The organism is Halalkalibaculum roseum (genome assembly GCF_011059145.1).
GTDB lineage: Bacteria > Bacteroidota > Rhodothermia > Balneolales > Balneolaceae > Halalkalibaculum > Halalkalibaculum roseum.
On the sequence record NZ_JAALLT010000004.1, the window covers coordinates 142997 to 163970 of the forward strand.

Below are 20974 nucleotides of genomic sequence, written 5' to 3' on the forward strand. Positions count from 1 at the left end.
TAAAATTGGCAGCGCCCTGTAATTCATATTCTTTTCCTCATTTGAGCTTTCATTTCTAACATTATTACTGATTTTTATCCGGAACCAGTATCACTTTTGGAACCCCGGTTTCATCTGCCAGCCTGTTATAGGCTTCGATATCTTTTTTTAAAGAGTTCAGTTGACGATAGTAAATTTTGGCTTCAGCTTTTAAGTCCTCAAACCGCTCGTATGAACCCTCCGTCGGGCGAGCACCTTGCCCGTGCACCACGGTATAGAGATAGGCTATCTGATTATCGAGTTTTGGCGGGTAGTTAATCGGATCCTGGCCCGTTTCATTTTGGGTCTGAATAAGCTGGTGCTCTAAAGCGGTTAACTTTCCAGCCAGCGTATCTGCTCTGGTAATAAGTATGGAATCATACCCGGCTGCTACTGCAAGCTTACTCCCGTCTTTTAGCTGCTTTCTTGCACTCCGGATAGTACGGATGGCATCATTAATGTTCGTGAGCTCATCCCTGATCGCAATTGAAAGGTCAAATTGGTCCTGTAAATCTCTATCACTGATTTCTGTCCATCGAGGGTCCTTAGTAATCTCAAGATTCTCCTCCAGAACGACATCCCCTGCGGTAAGCCTTACCGTATACATGCCGGTAGGTGCCGAAGGACCGCCGGTATAGCTTAGTGACATTACCGCATCATCCACTACTTCCGGCTTAGGGTAGGTTAGGTCCCACTCCACCTTCATAATACCTGCCTTCCCTTCCTTTTTAACCGAGTAGGCTTTTTCTCCCTGTTTGTCCAGGATATCAATAGCAACTGAGTCCGATTCAACCGGAAGCCGGTAGTATATGCGGGCTCCCTTTGGTGGATTTTCAGGAGCTCCATCTCCACTAAAACCACTAAGTTGTGTACGTAGAGCGGTTGGAGGCTCAAATAAAATGATAGCATCTGAGTTGCCTTTCGCAACAACCTGCTCAAGTACTGAAAGATCATCCATGATCCAAAAAGAACGTCCCTGCGTGGCCACTACCAGATCATTGCGATGGATCTGTAAATCCGTAATTGGGGTCACCGGCAAATTCTGTTGAAAAGACATCCAGTTGGATCCTGCATCAAAAGATATATACATGCCCTTTTCTGTACCGGCAAATAGAATATTTTCATTTTGGGGATCTTCACGTACAACCCGTGTGAAATGGCCATCGGGTATGCCATTAGACCCGTCCGTCAGCAGTTCCCAATTCTTTCCATAATTATCGGTTCTGAATATATAGGGGCGAAAATCATTTTCCCGGTATTTATAGACGGCAATATGCGCTCTTCCCGGCTGATGAACAGAAAGATCTATCATATTGACCGTTCCCTCATCCGGCATACCGTCAGGGGTAATATCCGTCCAGGTTTCCCCATTGTCCCTGGAAATATGAACCAGGCCATCATCGCTGCCCGCCCAAAATTCCCCGGCTTTGTGCGGCGATTCTTCAAATGCAAAAATGGTAGTGTAGAGCTCAACACCGGTATGGTCATATTGAACAGGCCCTCCCGGTATATCATGATAGGCATCATTATTCGTGGTTAGGTCCGGACTGATTACTTCCCAGCTTTGACCGCCGTTGCTTGACCTATGAACATATTGCGAGGTGTGATATAACACATCAGGGTCATGGGGTGATATTCGAATCGGGGCATTCCACTGGTAACGATACTTGATGTCCCGGGGTGCGGTACCATCATGCAGCTGCGGATAAGCAACCACATTGCGGGTATGACCTTTTCCCCGGTCCATGCGCGTAATAATTCCGATATAGTTTCCGGCATAAATGATATCCGGATTACGCGGATCCACAGCGATATGACCGCTTTCTCCACCCCCGGCTTCAAACCAATGCTGTTTAGGTGTGATGCCACCCGGATTCAAACTGGGTACCGATATCGTGGTGTTATCCTGCTGGGCACCATACACCCGATAGGGAAATTGATTGTCTACAGTGACCCGGTAGAATTCTGCCGTCGGTTGGTTCAGCTGTGTAGACCAGCTTCTTGCTCCATCAACCGAGACATTGGCGCCCCCGTCATTTCCGTTAATCATGATCGAAGAATTGTCGGGATTAATCCATAGCGCATGGTTGTCGCCATGCGGGGTAGAAATAGTTTCAAAGCTCTTTCCGCCGTCGGTCGATTTATAAAACCCTGCGTTAGATACATACACGGTTTCGGGATCATTGGGATCAGCATGCACATGGTTATAATACCAAGCCCGCGCACGCAGCTTGTGTTCGCGGTTTATGCGGCTGAATGTTTCTCCCCCGTTATCCGAACGGTATAAACCGCCTTCTTTTTCTTCATCTGTTTCTACCAGTACCCATACGCGATCGGGATTTGCAGCCGATACATCAACCCCTATTCTACCGAGTATCCCATCGGGCAAGCCGCCGCCCAACTTGTGCCAGGTATCCCCTCCGTCAGTTGACTTCCAGATCCCGCCTTTATCTCCTCCATCAATAAGCGTCCATGGCTTGCGTTCGGTACGCCACATGGCTGCATAGAGTATCCTGGGGTTATCCGGATTTATTGCAATATCCACAGCTCCGGTTTTTTCGTCGGCGAATAATATTTTTTCCCAGTTATCCCCACCGTCAATGCTTCGATAAACCCCGCGCTCCGGATTGGGACCGAAAATATTACCAAGCACGGCGACATACACCCGGTCAGGATCTAGGGGATCTATGATGACATCTCCTATCAATCCGGCATCAGGCAAACCCGAATGCTGCCAGGTTTTCCCGGCGTCAGTGCTCTTATAGATGCCATCACCCATTGATACATTACCCCTTGGACATGCCGAACCAGTTCCAACAAAAATGACATTGGGATCGGAAGGTGCAACGCTAACAGCACCGACAGAACCCACATTGAGGAAACCGTCGGTAATATTCTTCCAGTTTTCCCCATTGTTATGGCTAACCCATACCCCACCCCCTGTGGTGCCCATATAGAATGTGGAAGGTTTTTCGGCAATCCCCTCTACAGTAGTTACCCTTCCCCCGCGATAAGGCCCGATTAAACGGTAGTCAAAAGCCTGCAGCACGCTCTGGTCAATGCTCGGAGTGTTTTGTGCCAGACCATTCGAGGTACCGGCACTAAAAAGAAGCCCTATTGATAACAATCTTATCCAAAAACAAGCTTGCCGCATACTATATACCATTGCATCCCCTATTTTTTATTACTGATATTCTCTTAAAATAACCTGCCCTCCATCGTGAATAGCAAGGAAAATTTGCACTTAATTACAATATGGTGTGCCTGTTTGGACATAAGAGGAACAACGGCAAATACCGAAAGGAAACCTTATGAACTGGTATCAGGAAATGAGTCCTGCGGGCGATGGACCCGGTTCATAAGAGATAACATCCATATTTTTAGAAAAGCATGGATACCCCGGGCGGTTTTCTATACATTGGTAAACCGACCCTAACGAAGGGTAAAAGTATCCCCTGGTAAATATATATCTAGACCAATATCCCGGGCCCCCAGCTTCCCCTCCTTTGTAATTGCACTGCCCGAATTATTTCTATAGACCAGTACCTGAGATTCACCCACCACTTTAATCTTATTTCCGTCAACTACTATAGCCGTAGATTCATCAATACCTATTCCAATATGGTCGGGATATTCCATCACGGCTGTTAAAAGTCTGTTATTTCGTCCGCGTTTTACAAAGTGCTGGTCTACTATCGCCCCGGTCAACAATCCCATTCCCTCTTCAGTAATCATGTTATCCTTTTCAAGATGATAATATGTCGGTGTATATTCAGGATACTTTTTTTGATCCCCGGTAATCATAATTTTGCTCATGATGGCAGCCCCCGCACTGGTTCCTGCGACTAAAGCCCCATTCCGGTAAGCATCTTTGACGGCCCGCTCAATTTCGGGATTCTTATTGATGACATCCATAAACCGACTTTGAACACCACCCGGGATATATATTAGAGCTGCATTGCGCAAGGAATCAAGCCGGGCCGGGGTAACCTGATCACCCGCTCCGAAAGTGAAGGCTGAAGCAGGGTAATCCCTTTCACTAAACTGCAGAATACCATAATAGGCAGCCGTATCCTGGTTGGAACTGGACATTGGTAGTACGACCGCATAACCGCCACTTGCCAAATTGGACTCGGAGATCATGATATCTTTCAGAGTATCAGAGCGGCTTCCACCACCGATTATAAACAATTTGCCTTTTGCCTTAGAGCTATCCAAACTAGCAGGCTCATCCTGACCGCCATTTCCGGTGTAGTTTAATACAAGGAAAATGCCAATCAAAAGTAGACCAAATACCTTCTTCATATACAAAATCATAATAAATTTTCTGTTGTTCAGGTTTTGAAAAATATAACAGCAGTTTTAATAAGTTCTCATCTCTAATGAAATATCTTGACACATCAGTACTTTTGACAATGCTCATGTGTTAGAATCCCTATTTATATTTTGAGAACCCAAATAACTGCCCTGTATCAAACTACCAAAGAAATCGGTTCAGCTATTTATCTGAACCGATTACAGACTAACAGGGATCGGCAATTAATTAATTGCTAACGGTAACTTGAATAAATGAATGTTGTAAAACATGTCCATTGAACTTCAAACTGTATGACACTATTCTACAATTTTAATGAAATTAGTAAAGCATCTTAGTAAAATAATGTGATAATTTAAGGAAACACTGATTACAGCTCATGAAAGCACCTGTTTGAAATCCGAACATTCAAACCGTGACAGTAACCCAAATAATCAAACGCATTATGAAAACATTATTACATAAAACAGCCCTACTGATTCTTATCACAATGCTGATTTCCGGCTTGGGTATACAGGCAATAGCGCAGGATTTCGAAGGGGTCATTTATTATGAAATTCCTGAGATGTCCCAGCAGGGAATGGGTGAAATGCCCTATATGGTCAAGGACTCCAAAGTTCGCATGGAATTCGGAAATGGCGCACAAGCGGGAGCGATGATTTTTATGCCTGATCAGAATAAAATGACCTTCATTCTGGAACCCATGAAGGGTTATATGACGATGGATATGGATGATCCGGAAGCCATGGATGATGCCGATGACAATACCAGCATGGTCAAGAAAGATCAGACCAAAACCATTGCAGGAAGAAGTTGTGAAGTATGGGAAGTGACTGACACTCAAAACACGTACCAGCTATGCGTAGCCAGGGGAATGGGCAATTTCATGATGCCGCAAAATCCCATGGCACAAACCAACACTCCAAAATGGGCCCGCGAGGCCATGACCGGTGGATTTATGCCCCTGGAAGTAATTGACATTACCAGTGGCAACCAAGAGCTTAAAATGAGGGCTTCAAAAATTGAAGAAAAATCACTTTCAGCCTCTTTATTCGAAATACCCCAAGGCTACAATGACATGAGCAGTATGATGAAACAGATGATGAACCGAAATCAGAACAGGTGAGCATTCCGGTTTCAATAGCCTTACCTTACAATCTACAGACGAGTAAGCAGACATAACCTGCACCTACAGAATGATACTTTGAAACTCTTACCGGAATTTCAAAGTACACTATGCTAGTCCAACTATTTGAAAGCTAACTTATCCTTATGAAGAAATACCCAAAGCTCCTTCTTTTATCTGTTATTTTAATTTTCCTTTCATCCTGCCTGACCGATAATCAGAATACCGAAACCGCCAATCGCCTGGTCATTACATTTCAGCTTGCAGGAATTAATGATGAAATGATTGTACAGGAAGACACGCTGCGCATCAGAACTCTTAGATTTCTTTATGGGGAAACCATCGTCAACAACAGCAATGCTTCTCTTACCATTAACGAAAATATCATTCAGGTAACCCACCAGCTATCGAATAATGAGGTTAAGGGACTTGCCAACGGGACGTTCCAATCAAATGAAGTTTATAGCAATCTCAATTTTCAGATCCAGCAAGCTGTGCAGCCTGAAGAGGGATCAGGCAGCAATTTTGATGTGGATGCATTCATTGAAGGAGATACAGACAACCAACGCTACTCCATGATCATTGACGGCTCCTACAATGGCGATCCTTTTACCTTTAAATCGACGCGCAATTTCAATTTTAGCTTCCCCATCGAGGATAACAGCAATGGAACTACAGGAAATCTGATCTACAATCTCCCCATGCGCGCCGAGGTTTCCGATTGGTTCGTAAATTCAGCCGAAGGCGGACTTTTAAACCCGGGTGACCCGAATAATGCTACCGTTATCAATGACCAGATAGAATCTTCGGTTTTTCTACAATAGCGGTATAAAAAAAGAGCACCCCATTAATGGAGTGCTCTTTAAGAAATCTTCTAAAAGATTTGGTTATTACTGCCCGTAGCCCTGATTCTGAGTCAGATTGGGATTTACGTCACGTTCCCGCTGGGGAATCGGATAAACCAGCTCAGGCGCATCAAAGGCCAGGGCTCCTACACTTCGCTCAGTACGCTTGATGTCATGCAAGAGCTGACCTTCAAAAGCCAATTCCAGTTTTCTTTCGAAAAGAATGGCATCTTTGTCAACTTCAGTCGGCAATAAGTCGTCAACACCTGCACGATCTCTCACCGCATTGACATCATTAGTTGGAGTATCACCAACTGTGGTACCCTCTTCAAAGTTTCCTTCAGCGCGGGTAAGGTACATTTCGGCAAGGCGCACAACGCCAACATTACCGAATATATTTATCCATTTCCCGGTTCTGGTTACATCACTCTCATCCTGAAAAAAGAAGGCAAGTCGATCATCGCCTGCTTCATAAAGGTCAAGGTGTGCCTGAAGGATATCGATATCGCCTCTTCCCCCAAATTCATCCGGGGCATAGAAGGTGTTCATATCATTGACACCATCCTGTGAAGATACCTGTATGGCAAAGATGTCCTCCGAAGTATTGGTGGTAGTGGCAAATGCGTCGGCATAATTGGTTACCAGGGAATACTGATTGGAACTAATAACCCGGTTAGCAGCATCCCGTGCTCCGGCATAATCCTGCTGTTGCAGGTAAACCCGGGAAAGAATAGCTGCGGCAGCACCCGAAGTAGCAAATGTACCGTTGGTTGCTGGCAGCAGGCTTTCAGCCCGGGTAAGGTCGTTTATGACCTGTGTATAAACTTCTGCGACAGAGTTGCGTGATACCTCTGCAGACTCATCAATGCTTCGAGTCGGCTCGAGTACGAGGGGAACCCCGTCATTGGAAGCCGGATCACCGGAAATGTACGGTTGCCCGTAGAGTTTGACCAGCTCGAAATAGAGGAGGCTTCGGACGAACAGTGCTTCACCTTCTACGCGATCCCTGATATCGGAATCCACAACATCCAGTGCGCTAAGCACATTGTTGGCGATGTTGATGGCTTCGTAAGATTGGGTCCATGCGAGTTCTACGTCGATGTTTTCAACCTGCAATCTTTTGAGCCACATCTGTTCCGGCTCTTCAAAGGTACCGGTCCAGCGAACTTCACCGTCATCTGCCAGCAGGTCCGGCTCATAGAACATGTTTCCGCCCAGGACGGATCCATTGCTCATTGCATCGTAAGCTCCAACAAGGGTAGCTTCAACATTTTCTGAAGTTGAGAGTGCTATGTCAGAAGAAATGCTCTGAGCAGGCGTAATATCCAGCTGCTTATCGCAACCGAACATAACAAGACCCCCAACTAACAACAGTGGTATAACTTGTTTAATTAACTTTCTCATAATGGTGATATTTATAATTTCGTATTAGGATATTCTTTGTAAACGGTTCTCATTAGAATCCGACATTGACTCCAAAGGTGATTGATCTTGGCTGAGGAGCAGCATAGAAGTCTGTTCCCAGTGCGACATTCCCGTCAATAAAGTCCGTATTAACTTCCGGATCCCATCCGCTGTAACCGGTAAAGGTTAGTAGATTTTGACCTGTTACATAGATCCTCATATTTCGGAGGCTCGCCTTTTCAAGCAGTGAGCTTGGTAGGTTGTACCCAAGAGTCATGGTCTTAAGACGCAGGTAAGAAGCATCCTCGAGGTATCGGGAAGATTCACCGTCACCGTTACTCTGGAATAATCTGGCCTGGGGTACATCCGTAATATCACCGGGCTCCTGCCAGCGATCCAGCTGCTTGGTCGTCTGATTGTCATAGAAGCAGGCATTACATGACATGAAAGTACCGCCGCCATTATACACATCATTGCCTACCACAAACTGGAATAAGACATTGAGGTCGAATCCTTTGTACGAGAACCGGTTACCGATACCACCCGTCCAGTCAGGATTTGGGTTACCGATTACTACGCGTTCCGCACGGCTAAAGTCATCCGGACCGACAACATATCGATTACCGAACTGTGCCAGCTGGTATGCAATACCGTTATCAATTTCAGCCTGTGTTGGCTGGCGATTCAGGTAATAGATGGCATCACCGTTTTGTGAATTAACACCGGCATACTCTCGTGCAAAGAACACGCCAATAGCTTCTCCTTCAACGGCACGGTTAATAAAACCGCCTTCAATCACCTGTCCATTAAGATCGGTGACTTCATTTTCGTTAATCGCGAAATTGAAGTTGGTTGACCATGTAAAATCGCCGGTCAGATTATAGGTATTCAATACGAATTCGAATCCTTTGTTTTCCAGCTTACCGGTGTTTCTCAGCTGTGTAGTGAATCCGGTGGTACCCGGTACGTTCACGTTGAGCAATAGGTCATCGGTATTTTTGATGTAGTAGTCCATCTGTGCACTGATCCTATCTTGCAAGAAGCCAACTTCAATACCGAAGTTATACTGTACCGTATTTTCCCACTTCAAATCGGGGTTTGGTGATTGCGTCGGATTCAGTCCAGATTGAGCTGAGTAGGAGTTGGCACCGAACAGGCCTAAAGAGGCAAAGTTATCAATTTGGGCATTACCGGTTACTCCTACACTGGCTTTCGCTTTAAGGAAAGTTACCAGATCCTGTTCTTCCATAAACGACTCATTGGATAGTATCCATCCTACCGAAGCAGAAGGGAAAAATCCATAACGATTATTTTCACCGAAACGGGACGAACCATCAACACGTCCGCTTAAACTAAGGAGGTAGGTATCGTTATAGTCGTAATTAGCACGAGCAAAATATCCAACAAAGTTATAAGAGGTAAAGTCAGCTGTACCTGCTGTAACCTCAGCTGCACTGGCAACCTGTTGAAATGCCGTTGTCGGCAGGTTTATGCCCTCCACAAAAGCGCGATCGGTAGTCACCTCCTGGAAGCTGATTCCGGCAGTCGCATCAATATTGTGATTTTCAGCAATCGTCGTACGATAATTGGCATAGGTCTGGGTTGTCCAGTTCAGATTTCTAACCCAACGGTTTGTAGCAAGCCCTTCCGGGAAACCGGTGTTTCTTGCAACAGAGGGGCCGAACCATCGCTCTTCGTTCTGATCAATCAGATCGATACCGAATTCCGTACGCAGGGATAAGTTTGGAAGAATATCATAATCCAGATAAGCACTTCCCAGTGAGTGGAAAACAGTCGTATTGAAAGATTGTCCGTCACGATACAATAGCCCGTTAAAGTACAGGGTATTTCTATTTAGATCGCCATCTTCATCATAGATAGGCTGAACAGGTACCTGTGCCACAAGCTGCATCGGTGTGGAGAAGGCGTTATCACTCGAAAGTCTCTGCTGATCGGATCGGGTAAGGCTTAACTTAAAGCCCATATCAAATTTTTCCGATGCACTATGATCGAGGTTTATCCGTCCGCTATATCGATCCAGGGTGTTATCAATCAGAATACCTTCCAGTAATTCCGCACCCCCGGAAATGTAAAAGCGGGTATCCTCGGTTCCACCGCTAGCTTTTAGCTCCAGAGTCTGGGAAGTATTGTTTTGGTAAGGCTGGTCTGACCAGTTTGAATCATAATTTTCATTAAAACCTGGCAGGTCAAGTGAAAAGAGTTCGTTGAACGTAAACCCGAACAATGTTCCACCCGGTCCCGCAGAGTTGTCAAAAGCTTCCCCAAACAGCTCTCGGTATTCTGCAGCGTTCAAGAATCCTCTCCTCCCACTGGGTTCGGCAGTTCCCACAGTGTAGTTCAGATCAAATTGGGTGGGTCCGGCAGAACCTCGCTTGGTAGTTATCAAAATAACCCCGTTAGATGCTTGGGAACCGTAAATTGCCGCGGCAGAAGCATCTTTCAGAATCTCAATGGATTCCACATCACTATAATTAAAGTCTGCCATTGGATTCGTTTCGTTGTCAACCTGCGAAAAGCTCTCCGTAGTCACAGGAATACCGTCGATGACATAAAGTGGCTGAGCACTGGCTGTCAAAGAAGATGTTCCTCGAATACGCATTTGGATAGCCTGTCCTAACTTACCGTTGTTAGAATTAACAAATACCCCGGCAGCGCGTCCCTGAATGGCCTGCTCGACACTACCCACCGTCACTTCGTCAAGCTCATCGCCCGAGACACTTGCGACGTTACCTGTTAAATCTTTCTTGGTAGTGCTTCCGTACCCGACTACCACGACATCTGATAGCTGCTGAACATCGGTTTCGAGGGAAACATCAATGGTGGTTCTTCCCTCAATGGGTACTTCCAAAGTTTTAAATCCTACAAAAGAGAATACCAGTGTGGCAGCTTCCTGAGAAACTGTTATGGAGTATTCTCCCTCTGAATTCGTGGTAGTACCTTTGTTCGTATTTTTTACACGGATGGTAACACCCGGTAACGGAGACATATCTTCGGCAGAAGTAACTGTCCCGGTTATGGTTGTTTCTTGAGCTTGCGCTTCTACGCCTGCAAACAGAAACATAGAAAATACGGCAAGCAACATCGTAACTTTTAATCGCATAGTGACCTCGCGTATAGGTTATTATTTGAAATAAACAGGGAAATGATTGGAATAGGTGGACGTAGTGCCTTAAAGGAGGGCAATAAGTCTTTATATTTCAATAATTTCTCTGTTTCAATATAAATGAAATGTTTCGAACTATAAATATTATTCTTAAGCGGTTCTTCCAACAGTTTCAAATTAATATTTGATATTTGGTTGGTTTCATTCCCATAAATTTTACTATTAAGTACGAATACCCTATTGAGGGCATCTCTAGAGCTGCTTAAACATAGCAAACCTACAGCTGCAGTAGTGTTTATTAATGATGAGGTGTGCTTTAGAAGTGATGAGAAGCACAATGAAGGTACAGGATATCTCAAATCATCAAATGAGGGCCATCCGAATAAAGGGCAAAGTCAGAGGGAGTGCCTGCTCACATGGATTGCAGCAGCTCCCTGGCTCGCTGTTTATATTCAGCTCCGGTCTCACATTCTTGAACTAAGGATAGGTATTTTTTGGCCTCTGTGTAAGAGGATCGGTCATGATAAAGCTTCCCGAGATAATAACCGGCTGCAACATAGAAGGAGCGGTGGGAGGTATTAGGTAGCGATTCACCGGCTTGAAAAGCCTTATCAAAAGCTTCGATAGCTTCGGAAGTCTGACCGTTACGGTTGAGAATTCTTCCTTTCCAGGTAAGCAATTCCTCAGAAAGCACCTCTCCGTGAGGCAGATCATTTTCCTTCCATCGCTTCAATGTGTTGTCTATCACTTGCAGTGCATCCTCATAACGGCCCATCTTATACAAGCTCCCCACGTACATCCGCGCATAGTAATTGTTATGGGGATAATTCCGGTACAGCTCCTCAAAATAATTTGCTGCCTCGTCGTAGTCGTCCTGGTAATTGTAATTGATGTTGCCCAAAAAATAGGTGGCTTCAGCCCTTGCAAATACGGCATTTTCAGAGGCCTCCTTTAGATAATCCAGCCCTTTCTCCTTATTCCCTTCGGGCATAGCCCATGATACGGTTTTCACCACCGGGTAAGCCTCCGGGAGATAGGCCAGGTAGTAAAGCTTTAAACCCTCCGCCAACTTCAGGTCAACCAGTTCCGGCTGCAATTCTAGCAAGTATTCATGTGCACTTAATGCCTTCCGTGCACTACTGATACTGCTCAGCCATTCATCCCTGTTGGCATATTGGCGAGCCACATAGCCGTTACTAATGGCTTTAATGATGAGTCCGTCGGCATGTTTACTGTTTTTCCTGAGGAGACGGGCTGCCTCATAATCGGTTCTTTTCATCCGGAAGAAAAACTCTTCATCATGTGAGGTATCTTCCAGATCCGATAGTACCTGCCACCACATCTGCATGGCATCAATCAGCATCCAGAGAGGATGCTCGGGATACTCTTCTTTCCAGGGCTTAAGCAACTCATCAGCCGCAATAAAATTGAAATTATACACCGAATCCACTGCTGCCTGGGCTACCGGCTTGAATTCCTGATCATTGATAAGCTCCGGCAAGCTACCCTGTGCCTTGGCAACAGTGCCGGTGCTGGACAGCAATAGCAGGAACAGAAGAACAAACCGTAATTTATTGAATATGTCTTTCACGTCAGTGACTATCTTTTTACCTGATAACCAATAACAGATCGTCATTATTGCAGGTAATATTGAAACCAGTTGCTTGTTGCATTAACAGCATCCTCCAGTGGAGCAGGAAATTCTTCGTCTTCAAAAGGATGAGCTCCGCCAAATGTATGTCCTGAATTCGGAATCAACTTCAGTTCTTTATCTTCAGACGGACTGTTGCGATACAGTTTTTCAGCTTCACTGTAGGGTACGGCTTCATCTCCTTTGGCGTGAATAAAGAGCGAGGGAATATATAAGTTCTGTACTCGCCTTAAAGCGATAACCCGATCGGCATTCTCGACGGCATCATCATACACCACCTTGCCTAAGGGCATCACCTGACCGGTTCGCCCGTTAAGGATTTCCGTAGTTCCTTTGGTTTTCCAATCGTTGATCATCTCATCGCTCCACCTTGCCAGGTAATCGGCAACCGCCGACCAGGTCACCAAACAGACGATCTCCTCATTTTCAGCAGCAGCTGCCACGGCAGTATGCCCGCCCCGCGAGTGTCCCAATATTCCTATTTCGTCTGTCCCAAGCTCCGCTTTCTCTGTCCCGATCTCTCCTCTTTTCAGAGCATCAATAACCGTGGCTACGTCATCGAGATCCTGACTCAGGGTTTCACGGGCAAAGAGCTCCAACTGGTCAAACTCGGTCATGCTCTCCCCGACCCCGTTCAGCGAAAAGTTCATGGCAACCACGCCAAAGCCGGCACTGCTTAACTCTTCACATACCACCGGAAAAGGACCCCAGTCTTTGAAACCCTTAAAACCGTGAAGAAAGATGATTACCGGGTATGTTTTATCACTACCTGCATTAGGGACATACAAATCATAGTAGATAGGCAAGCCCTCCGTTGAATCAATTGATCCTGAAGATTTTGATATTGTTTGATATGACATCAGCTTATTTCTTATTAAAGTCTAAAGGATCCAATTTAACCATTTTACGCAAACCGTTGATTTCACCCTGGGTCAGATATCGCCACCGGCCCATCTTCACTCCTTTCAGGGTTAGCCCGGCATATTCGAAGCGCTTTAGTTTCGTAACCTCGGTACCAAAATATTCTACCATGCGCCTGACAAGACGATTCCTTCCTTCAAAAATGGTCATAATAAAACCATCACGAGTTTTGGATATCTGGTGGGCTTTGGCGGTTCCGTCTTCGAGGGTAATGCCTTTTTTAAGCTGACTTAATTCACCCTCGGTAAGATTTCGCGCCGACTCTACCTCATAGGTCTTGCGGACCTGGTAGCTGGGATGCATAAGCCTGTGGGCTAAGTCACCGTCATTTGTCAAAATCAGCAGACCCATGGTATGTCTGTCAAGGCGACCTACGGGATAAACGCGCTTGCCGGTGGCATCCTCAATTTTATCCATTACTGTATCACGATCACGCGGGTCGTCGGTTGTGGTGATGGTATCTTTAGGTTTATTCAGCAGGATGTATACAAATTTCTCCAGACTTATCTGCTGCCCGTCCACCTCTACCCTGTCAGAAGGCTGAACCTTGATTCCCATCTGGGTAACCACTTCGCCGTTTACCTTCACTTTGCCGGCTGCTATATATTCGTCTGCGTCCCTCCTTGAGCAGAACCCGCAATGGGCTATATATTTGTTGATGCGTATCTCTTCATCTCGGTCATAATCCTGCTCCACTTCATGCGGTGCCTTGGGATTCTTGGGTTTTCTGGGTCGTCGTTTCTTGGACATTACTGACTGGTGTCAATTAAAAATTCGAATTACCTATGAATCGTAGACTAAGGCTGTGATTAGATGAAAACAGCGTGTGAGGATCAAATAAATCTGTTCACAGATTCAGAAGCACAATATAAGAATTCAACCGGTTGATAGTGCTTATAAAGGAGTTATCAATACAAGGTTGGTCAGTCCTTATCTTCGCTGTCTGTAACTTCCGAGCCGTTGCGTTTATTCTGCAGATCGGCATCCTCCATTTCGATCTCCGTTTCCCCTTCGCTCTCCGGGTCACTCTTCACGTCGCTGTCTGTTTCATTTCCTGATTCTTCACCGGACTCAAAATCTTCCGCTTCGTAGTCCTCATCTTCATCCTTAATTTTTTCAACAGCCTCCAGCAGTGAAATGTTATCCTCGCTGATCTCCTCATCGACCTCTTCGCGCATTTCGGTCAGTTCAAGCTGCCGATCCATAAGGAACTGGCGGTGATCGGCCATATCATCATCCTTGAGGATCTCCTCAATTTCGCGGGGTTTAGGGAGTTCGTCAATGGAGTTAATACCAAAATGCTTTAGGAAGTGCTTGGTCGTTCGGTAGAGCAGAGGTTTTCCCGGGGCATCGAGCCTTCCGGATACTTCAATGAGTACTTTTTCCAGCAACTGGCGCAGTATATAACCGGAATCAACGCCGCGTATCTCATCCACTTCAGGTTTGGTGATCGGCTGCTTGTACGCCACAATGGCCAGCGATTCAATGGCCGACTGCGAGAGCTTGCGATAGGCATCTTCATGTTGAAAGATACTCAGCCAGGGCTCATACCTCTTTTTAGTAGAGAAGGTATAACCACCGGCAACATGTTCAATATTGAAAGCCAGTCCATTCTCTTCATATCTCTGATTAAGCTTGTCTACAAAAGGTTCGATAGCATCAGTCTCCAGTTCCAGCTGTTCATCACCCTGTGCAATGAGCTCACACAGTTTTTTAGGAGAGATAGGCTCAGGACTGGCAAAGATTAATGCCTCAATGACTGATGACAGGCGTGTGCCGTCAATAAATTCGTAATCATTCATGACAAATGGCGTTTTTAAGCGAATTCAGAGATGTACCTGTTAGTAAAATTCGGGATAAATGGCGTTTAAACCCATTAAGGGCCTCGCGTTGGCAGTGGGCGAAAGATAACAAATTTTAAAGACTATGCCTTTTTCTCCACGATAAAAAAGCCGTCATTCCCCTGGTCCTGGTAGAGCGGCATGACGATATACCCATCGCATTGGGCTTTGATTTTTCCATCCCTGTCATTGGCCAGCCATTCTCCTTTTTTTACATACTGGAAATTCTTAAATCCCGGTTTCATGGAAAAGTTATCGCCGTCTTCAATGATATGCTGGTAGATCAGCTCAACTTTGGGTGGAACAAAACGGGTCTGCTCACGAAGATGTTGGTCAAACTCTTGTAATTTGTCGATGGAATCTCCCGAAATTGCGCCGCACTCTTTAAGCATCATCATCAGGGCAGCTGTTACATTGTAAACTGTCAGGTCATTTTCATGCTGACCGCCTTCAAGGGCAAATGTCATGTATCCCTGGTCCTGATAATAGCGAAGTGCGGTCCCACGCAATGTGTTTTCAATGCCAAAAATCAACGGCACATGAAGGCTGGATAACAAACTAACATGCTCTTCCTTGTTGGCCGTGATGGCAAACATGCAGCCCTCTGCAGAAAAGGAGTGTAGATCGGCAATGACTACGGAATCCCCGCTCTCTTTTCCAACAAAATCATTGATCAGATCAATAACTTCTTTCATCTCAATGCGCTCGCTGGAATCCAGCTCCTCCTCAGTAGAATTTTGTATTTGTTCGATGATGCCCGGAAACCAAATCCTGTTCATATCCTCATCGATATATCTTACTTCAGAACTGAGGGCATCCAGATTTGATCGAATTCCAATAAATCGGCCCTTGAATGGTACTTGTCCAGCGGATAGTATGGCAAATACATTCTCAAGAGCTTCCACGCCTGAGGGTTCATTGCCGTGCATACCTGCCAGCGCCACTATAGTAGGGCCTTCTTCAGCACCTTCTATGGAACCGATAATACGTTTCAAATCTGTAAGAGTAGCGTTTTCTTTAGCTTGCTGAATTAGACTGATCCTCCTTTTCGTTATTCAAGTGCAAAAGACGTAATAACCTTCCTGCTATAGTCATGTAATTTTGCTCCGTAATAATTCCAACCAGCCGATTATTTTTTACCACAGGCAGGCAACCGATTTTCTGGCTGTCCATAATATCCATAGCTTCCATAATCGAGGCTTCAGGATGGACCGTGATGGGATTGCGAATCATGATTTCGTCAACCGTTTCAGGGACCTGATCTTTATGATTGACGGTTTTACTGTATTCCTTAAAAATCATTCTCATAGTTACCAGGCCGACCAGGTGATTTTTATCGTCCTCAACCGGTACATAACGGATTCGGCGCCAGTCTATAAGATCGGAGACAAACTCAATAATATCATCCTTCTGAACGGTAAAAAGGTCTGTTGTCATAAATTCTTCCACGATGAGGCTGGAAGGCTGCCAGTGCTCCAGATCTTCCATTCTAGCTATTCCCCATTTGTGTACCGGTTCACCTTTTTTCTGATTTTTTATCATCGCTGTGGTAATGGCTGCCAGTGTTTGTTCCTTTGAACTGTTCTCTTTCATCAGGGAGGCGTAGTTATTGATAATCCAGGTTGCCCCGGTCTGCCCGGAACTGACCCGTTCTTCAATAATTTGCAGGTAGTCATCAATATCACCTCTGCGTATATTTCTTTTCTCCAGCCCTTCCCTGGCGATAGGCAGCAGTTCTTTGGTGATAAGATCAACCGCATTAATGCGCCGATCATTAAACCAGCGAAACTTGGTGTCGAGCCCCATTTTGGAAGCTGCCATGAAATTCATGCGGGCATCATCAAAGTCCATCACCTTCCGTATATCTTCGTGATAATCTTCCATTTTATTCAACAGTCCGAGCCAGAATGCAGAGTTCGCCATCTCATCGGTCACCGTAGGACCGGAAGGAAATACGCGATTCTCAATACGGAGGTGCGCTTTACCGTTCGATACACCATAGCACGGTCGATTCCATCGATAGACCGTCCCATTATGGACCTGCAGTGCGTTGAGGCTGGGCGGGGTGCCTTCTTCCAACAGCTTTTCAACATCCTCGGTAACCTCTGAGCTCAGCATTACCCGGTAGCGCGCCGTGTCTTCCTGGAATATCTCCAGAATACTGTCATTAACCCATTCATTGCCGAAAGTTACTCGCGGACTGCTCTCGCGAAGGTGATCGCCTACCGTGCGGGTATCCACCGACTGCTGAAAAAGAGCAATACGGGTCTCACTCCACAAACGCTTACCAAAAAAGATCGGCGAACCGACTGCGGCAGCAAGCACGGGTGCTGTAATCGCCTGGGCGATATTATACTTACGGACAAACTCTTCCGGCGTAACCTGCAGGTGCACCTGAAAGCCGGTATTACAGGCTTCAAGCAATGGAGAGTCGAACTTCATCAGCAATTCGTCCATACCCTGAATGCGCAAGTCGAAATCCCCTCCCCGCAGTTTATTGATGGCCTTGCAAAGAGCCCGATAACGCTGAAGCGGCGTCAGGTTCTTTAAATCCACATCGGCTTTTCGGATCGTCGGCAAAATCCCTGTCAGCAGGATTTCACCTCCCATTTCCTCTACAACCCCACGCACCTTGTCGATCTTCTGCTGCAGCTGGTTCTCCATTTGCGTCAGGCAGTCGTCCTTGAACTCCAGCGGGTCAAGATTAATTTCCAGGTTAAACTTCGCAAACTCGGTTGTAAAATTTTCATCATCTAGCTTATCCAGCACTTCCATATTGCGCGGGGAAGCCTTCGAATGCCGGTCAACCAGGCAAAGCTCCTGCTCGGCTCCGATGCGGATCGGCTCTTTTTCAAACCATCCGTCTTCATTCAGCATCTTTTTCAATGCCCGGATGTCTTTCAGCACATACTTCATAAAGCGCTGAACTTCCTCCTGACTGTCGGCTAGTTTAACACGTTCTTCGCCCATAACGAAAGGGATTAATTGTATAAATCATATCAATATGCTAAATAATCACATTTCTGTCACAGAAAGCAAATTGAAATCGTTTCAAATATCTGCTTACCAAGGCCATAACTAAACAATAACACCGCATCTTTGTCAATTTAACCGTTTACTCCAGGGCATCCACATTAACATTGATGCGAACCGATGAAGTTTTATCCGGTTTTCTGTGTTCATAATCCGAAAAAGTGTTGTCCAGCAGGTGTTCAATGGCCCCTGCACCGTTGGATGGATCAATCTTTAACAGTGTTTCCCACCTGTAAAATTTCTGCACTTTTGAAACCGCAGAGGGCGACGGACCCAGAACTGAATCAAAACCACCTACCTGTTCAATCAGTGTTTCGGTAAAGACACGTGCTACACGCTGAACCCGCTGTTCGCGTTTACCCTTGAATACAAAGCGTATGATCCTTGAATAGGGTGGATATTTTAAGGTTTTGCGGAAGGCCAATTCCCTGCGGGCAAACTCTTTATAATCGTGATTTTTAGCGGCCATTAGTGCCGGGTGATCCGCTTGCCAGGTCTGGAAATAAACTTTCCCCTCCTTATCGGCTCTTCCCGAGCGACCGGCAACCTGACTCAGTAGCTGGTACATGCGCTCGCCGGCCCGGAATGTTGGAAATGCCAGTTCGGTATCGGCATTGATCACACCGACCACGGTTACATCCGGAAAGTCTAGACCCTTGCCGACAATCTGTGTCCCCACCAGGATATCCGCCTCCTTCCGGGCGAACTTTGCAAGTATATCAGCATGTGCGTCACGGCCGGATGTAGTATCAAAATCCATGCGCAACAGCCGGACTTCTGGAAAAATATCTGATATCTGCTCCTCCAGCTGCTGCGTGCCACTACCCATGGCTTCCAGGTCTGCCTTTCCACACTCCCCGCAAACTTCAGGACGACGAGCGGCATACCCGCAGTAGTGACATCGAAGCTGTCGTTTTGATTTGTGAAAGGTAAGGCTTACCGAGCAGTTGGGGCACTCGGGTATATGTCCGCAGGTTTCGCACTGCAGAAATGAGGCATATCCTCTACGGTTATACAAAAGTATGGCCTGCTCATTCTTATCGACAGCCTCTTTAATTTTTTCATACAGTGGAACCGCTACCGGACCTTGCATCGCCGACCGATATTGCTTCAAATCGAGCACCTTGACTTTAGGCAGTTTTGCATCCAAGGGACGTTTGGTAAGCGAGAGCAGCTTGCTCTTCCCTTTCTTCGCCCCGTACAAGGAGACCATGCTGGGGGTTGCAGAGCCCATGACTACAGCGGCATCATTGATGGTGCCCCGCATTATTGCCACATCTCTCGCATGATAGCGAGGTGCCGGATCTTCCTGTTTATAGGAAGCGTCATGCTCCTCATCCACAATGATGAGTCCCAGATTCTGTACCGGGGCAAAAACAGCAGAGCGCGCCCCTATCGCTATTCTTTTCTCACCTTTCTGCAGCGATCTCCAGGCATCGTATTTTTCGCGAACGGTAAGTCTGCTGTGCAGTACGGCAATATCATCCCCGAATATTTGATAGAAGCGTTTTACAATTTGGGGAGTGAGTCCGATTTCCGGAACCAATACGAGTCCTCCTTTCCCTTTATCCAAAACCTCTCTTAGGGCATGAATATAAACTTCCGTCTTGCCGCTTCCGGTAATACCGAACAACAAATAATTGGCAAATTCCTCTTTATCGAGTGACGATTTTATTTCCACGAGGGCCATCTCCTGTTCATCATTCAATTTTTTAAGTGCAGAGGGATCGTATTCGTACTTGAAACTGATGTCTGTTGACTCAACCTCCCTTGCCGAAATCAGTCCTTCATCGGCAATCCTGTTCAGGGTATAAGAATCTAGTAGTTCGTGACGGGTAAGGTTTTTTTGAAATTCCGGCAAGCCGAGCATGTGCAATAGCTCCAAGGCTTCAACCCACTTGTACATCTTATCCTCTTCCCGATGCCGGTTAATGAGCTCAAGTACCTTTTCCTGTTCTCCTTCGGGTGTCCACTCCCATAACCGGGAAGTGCTGGGTGCCACTTTTAATTCTGGTTCTTCGCGCACTTCCAGGTATCCTCTTTTCTGCAGTCTGTCGATGGCAGCGGCTGACCATCTTTTCTTGGCTTCCTTAAGGAGATAGGATTCTTTTTTCGCTACTTCTTCTATGATATTCGCATCCTTATTGTCCAGCTGCTCGTCTCCGGGATGATTTTTTATCAGGATGTATTTTTCAGAGTAAAAATTGAGTCCGGCCGGAAGCGCTGCCTGTATCACCTCCCCCCAGCCGCAATAATAGAAACGATGAATCCACTTCGTCAGCTTCATCATCTCGGGACTTAGTATAGGCTTGTCATCCAGAATTTGTTCGACATCTCGGGTATTAAAATCCGGGGTATCGGAATGCAAATTAACTACGACTCCGATAGATTTCCGCCTTTGAAAGGGTACCCAAACTCGCAAACCAACTTTAATCTCATCCTGCAGGTTCTCCGGAATCTGGTATGTAAATGGCTGCCGAACAGCGGTAGGAAATATAATATCGGCGAAGCGTGGCAAAGGCTGACTTGTTGACAAATTGATGATTAATGCTTGGTGGAAAGCATATTCAATTTACCAGCCGTAATCAATACAGATTTAGACCGCCAGCAACATATATAATACCAATAGAAGAAATGGTACAGTAAAAATAAGTCCCCCTTTCCAGTAGCTATTATTAGTCATGAGCGCCCTCCTA

The 20974-nt window shown here is 45.9% G+C and carries 13 protein-coding genes; 2 read left to right on the forward strand and 11 right to left on the reverse strand.

Annotation, left to right across the window (positions count from 1 at the left end; genetic code table 11):
- Nucleotides 1–64: 64 nt before the first annotated feature.
- Both G3570_RS12555 and G3570_RS12560 read right to left on the reverse strand, forming a co-directional pair.
- Complete coding sequence (locus G3570_RS12555) at nucleotides 65–3184, reverse strand: WD40/YVTN/BNR-like repeat-containing protein (protein WP_165142896.1); 3120 nt, start codon at nucleotides 3182–3184, stop codon at nucleotides 65–67.
- Nucleotides 3185–3450: 266 nt separating this feature from the next.
- Complete coding sequence (locus G3570_RS12560; RefSeq protein ID WP_165142898.1) at nucleotides 3451–4335, reverse strand: cyanophycinase; 885 nt, start codon at nucleotides 4333–4335, stop codon at nucleotides 3451–3453.
- A gap of 443 nt (nucleotides 4336–4778) precedes the next feature.
- On the opposite strand from G3570_RS12560, the gene G3570_RS12565 reads away from it, so the two are divergent.
- Nucleotides 4779–5459, forward strand: a complete 681-nt coding sequence (locus G3570_RS12565; RefSeq protein WP_165142900.1) for a DUF4412 domain-containing protein — start codon at nucleotides 4779–4781, stop codon at nucleotides 5457–5459.
- Nucleotides 5460–5605: 146 nt separating this feature from the next.
- Nucleotides 5606–6283, forward strand: coding sequence for a hypothetical protein (locus G3570_RS12570; protein ID WP_165142902.1), 678 nt, complete (start codon nucleotides 5606–5608; stop codon nucleotides 6281–6283).
- A 66-nt stretch (nucleotides 6284–6349) separates the two neighbouring features.
- On the opposite strand, the gene G3570_RS12575 is transcribed toward G3570_RS12570, so the two are convergent.
- From G3570_RS12575 to priA, 9 genes are all read right to left on the reverse strand, one after another.
- Nucleotides 6350–7708 carry a RagB/SusD family nutrient uptake outer membrane protein gene (locus G3570_RS12575; RefSeq protein ID WP_165142904.1) on the reverse strand — a complete coding sequence of 453 codons (1359 nt, stop codon included), beginning with the start codon at nucleotides 7706–7708 and terminating at the stop codon, nucleotides 6350–6352.
- A gap of 52 nt (nucleotides 7709–7760) precedes the next feature.
- Nucleotides 7761–10829, reverse strand: a complete 3069-nt coding sequence (locus tag G3570_RS12580) for a SusC/RagA family TonB-linked outer membrane protein (protein ID WP_165142906.1) — start codon at nucleotides 10827–10829, stop codon at nucleotides 7761–7763.
- 415 nt (nucleotides 10830–11244) lie between these two features.
- On the reverse strand, nucleotides 11245–12468 hold the full coding sequence (locus G3570_RS12585; RefSeq protein ID WP_165142908.1) for a tetratricopeptide repeat protein: 1224 nt from the start codon (nucleotides 12466–12468) through the stop codon (nucleotides 11245–11247).
- Nucleotides 12468–13343 (reverse strand): alpha/beta hydrolase family protein, encoded by an 876-nt coding sequence (locus tag G3570_RS12590; protein ID WP_165142910.1) that lies wholly within the window; start codon nucleotides 13341–13343, stop codon nucleotides 12468–12470. The genes G3570_RS12585 and G3570_RS12590 overlap by 1 nt, the downstream gene beginning before the upstream one ends.
- 4 nt (nucleotides 13344–13347) lie before the next feature.
- On the reverse strand, nucleotides 13348–14154 hold the full coding sequence (locus G3570_RS12595; protein ID WP_165142912.1) for a pseudouridine synthase: 807 nt from the start codon (nucleotides 14152–14154) through the stop codon (nucleotides 13348–13350).
- Nucleotides 14155–14327: 173 nt separating this feature from the next.
- Nucleotides 14328–15206 (reverse strand): SMC-Scp complex subunit ScpB, encoded by an 879-nt coding sequence (scpB, locus tag G3570_RS12600; protein ID WP_165142914.1) that lies wholly within the window; start codon nucleotides 15204–15206, stop codon nucleotides 14328–14330.
- A 122-nt stretch (nucleotides 15207–15328) separates the two neighbouring features.
- Nucleotides 15329–16240 carry a M14 family metallopeptidase gene (locus tag G3570_RS12605; RefSeq protein ID WP_165142916.1) on the reverse strand — a complete coding sequence of 304 codons (912 nt, stop codon included), beginning with the start codon at nucleotides 16238–16240 and terminating at the stop codon, nucleotides 15329–15331.
- Nucleotides 16241–16262: 22 nt separating this feature from the next.
- Entirely contained in the window at nucleotides 16263–18215 is a 1953-nt protein-coding gene (locus tag G3570_RS12610) for a glutamate-cysteine ligase family protein (protein WP_165142918.1), read from the reverse strand.
- Nucleotides 18216–18360: 145 nt separating this feature from the next.
- On the reverse strand, nucleotides 18361–20814 hold the full coding sequence (gene priA, locus G3570_RS12615; RefSeq protein ID WP_249067076.1) for a replication restart helicase PriA: 2454 nt from the start codon (nucleotides 20812–20814) through the stop codon (nucleotides 18361–18363).
- Between the last annotated feature and the right edge of the window lie 160 nt (nucleotides 20815–20974).

Coding starts and splice junctions, on each gene's coding strand:
- G3570_RS12555 (WP_165142896.1), bottom strand. CDS start 3,184: ATGGTATATAGTATGCGGCAAGCTTGTTTTTGGATAAGATTGTTATCA.
- G3570_RS12595 (WP_165142912.1), bottom strand. CDS start 14,154: ATGTCCAAGAAACGACGACCCAGAAAACCCAAGAATCCCAAGGCACCG.
- G3570_RS12575 (WP_165142904.1), bottom strand. CDS start 7,708: ATGAGAAAGTTAATTAAACAAGTTATACCACTGTTGTTAGTTGGGGGT.
- scpB (WP_165142914.1), bottom strand. CDS start 15,206: ATGAATGATTACGAATTTATTGACGGCACACGCCTGTCATCAGTCATT.
- G3570_RS12590 (WP_165142910.1), bottom strand. CDS start 13,343: ATGTCATATCAAACAATATCAAAATCTTCAGGATCAATTGATTCAACG.
- G3570_RS12570 (WP_165142902.1), top strand. CDS start 5,606: ATGAAGAAATACCCAAAGCTCCTTCTTTTATCTGTTATTTTAATTTTC.
- G3570_RS12560 (WP_165142898.1), bottom strand. CDS start 4,335: ATGATTTTGTATATGAAGAAGGTATTTGGTCTACTTTTGATTGGCATT.
- G3570_RS12580 (WP_165142906.1), bottom strand. CDS start 10,829: ATGCGATTAAAAGTTACGATGTTGCTTGCCGTATTTTCTATGTTTCTG.
- G3570_RS12585 (WP_165142908.1), bottom strand. CDS start 12,468: ATGACGATCTGTTATTGGTTATCAGGTAAAAAGATAGTCACTGACGTG.
- G3570_RS12565 (WP_165142900.1), top strand. CDS start 4,779: ATGAAAACATTATTACATAAAACAGCCCTACTGATTCTTATCACAATG.
- G3570_RS12610 (WP_165142918.1), bottom strand. CDS start 18,215: ATGGGCGAAGAACGTGTTAAACTAGCCGACAGTCAGGAGGAAGTTCAG.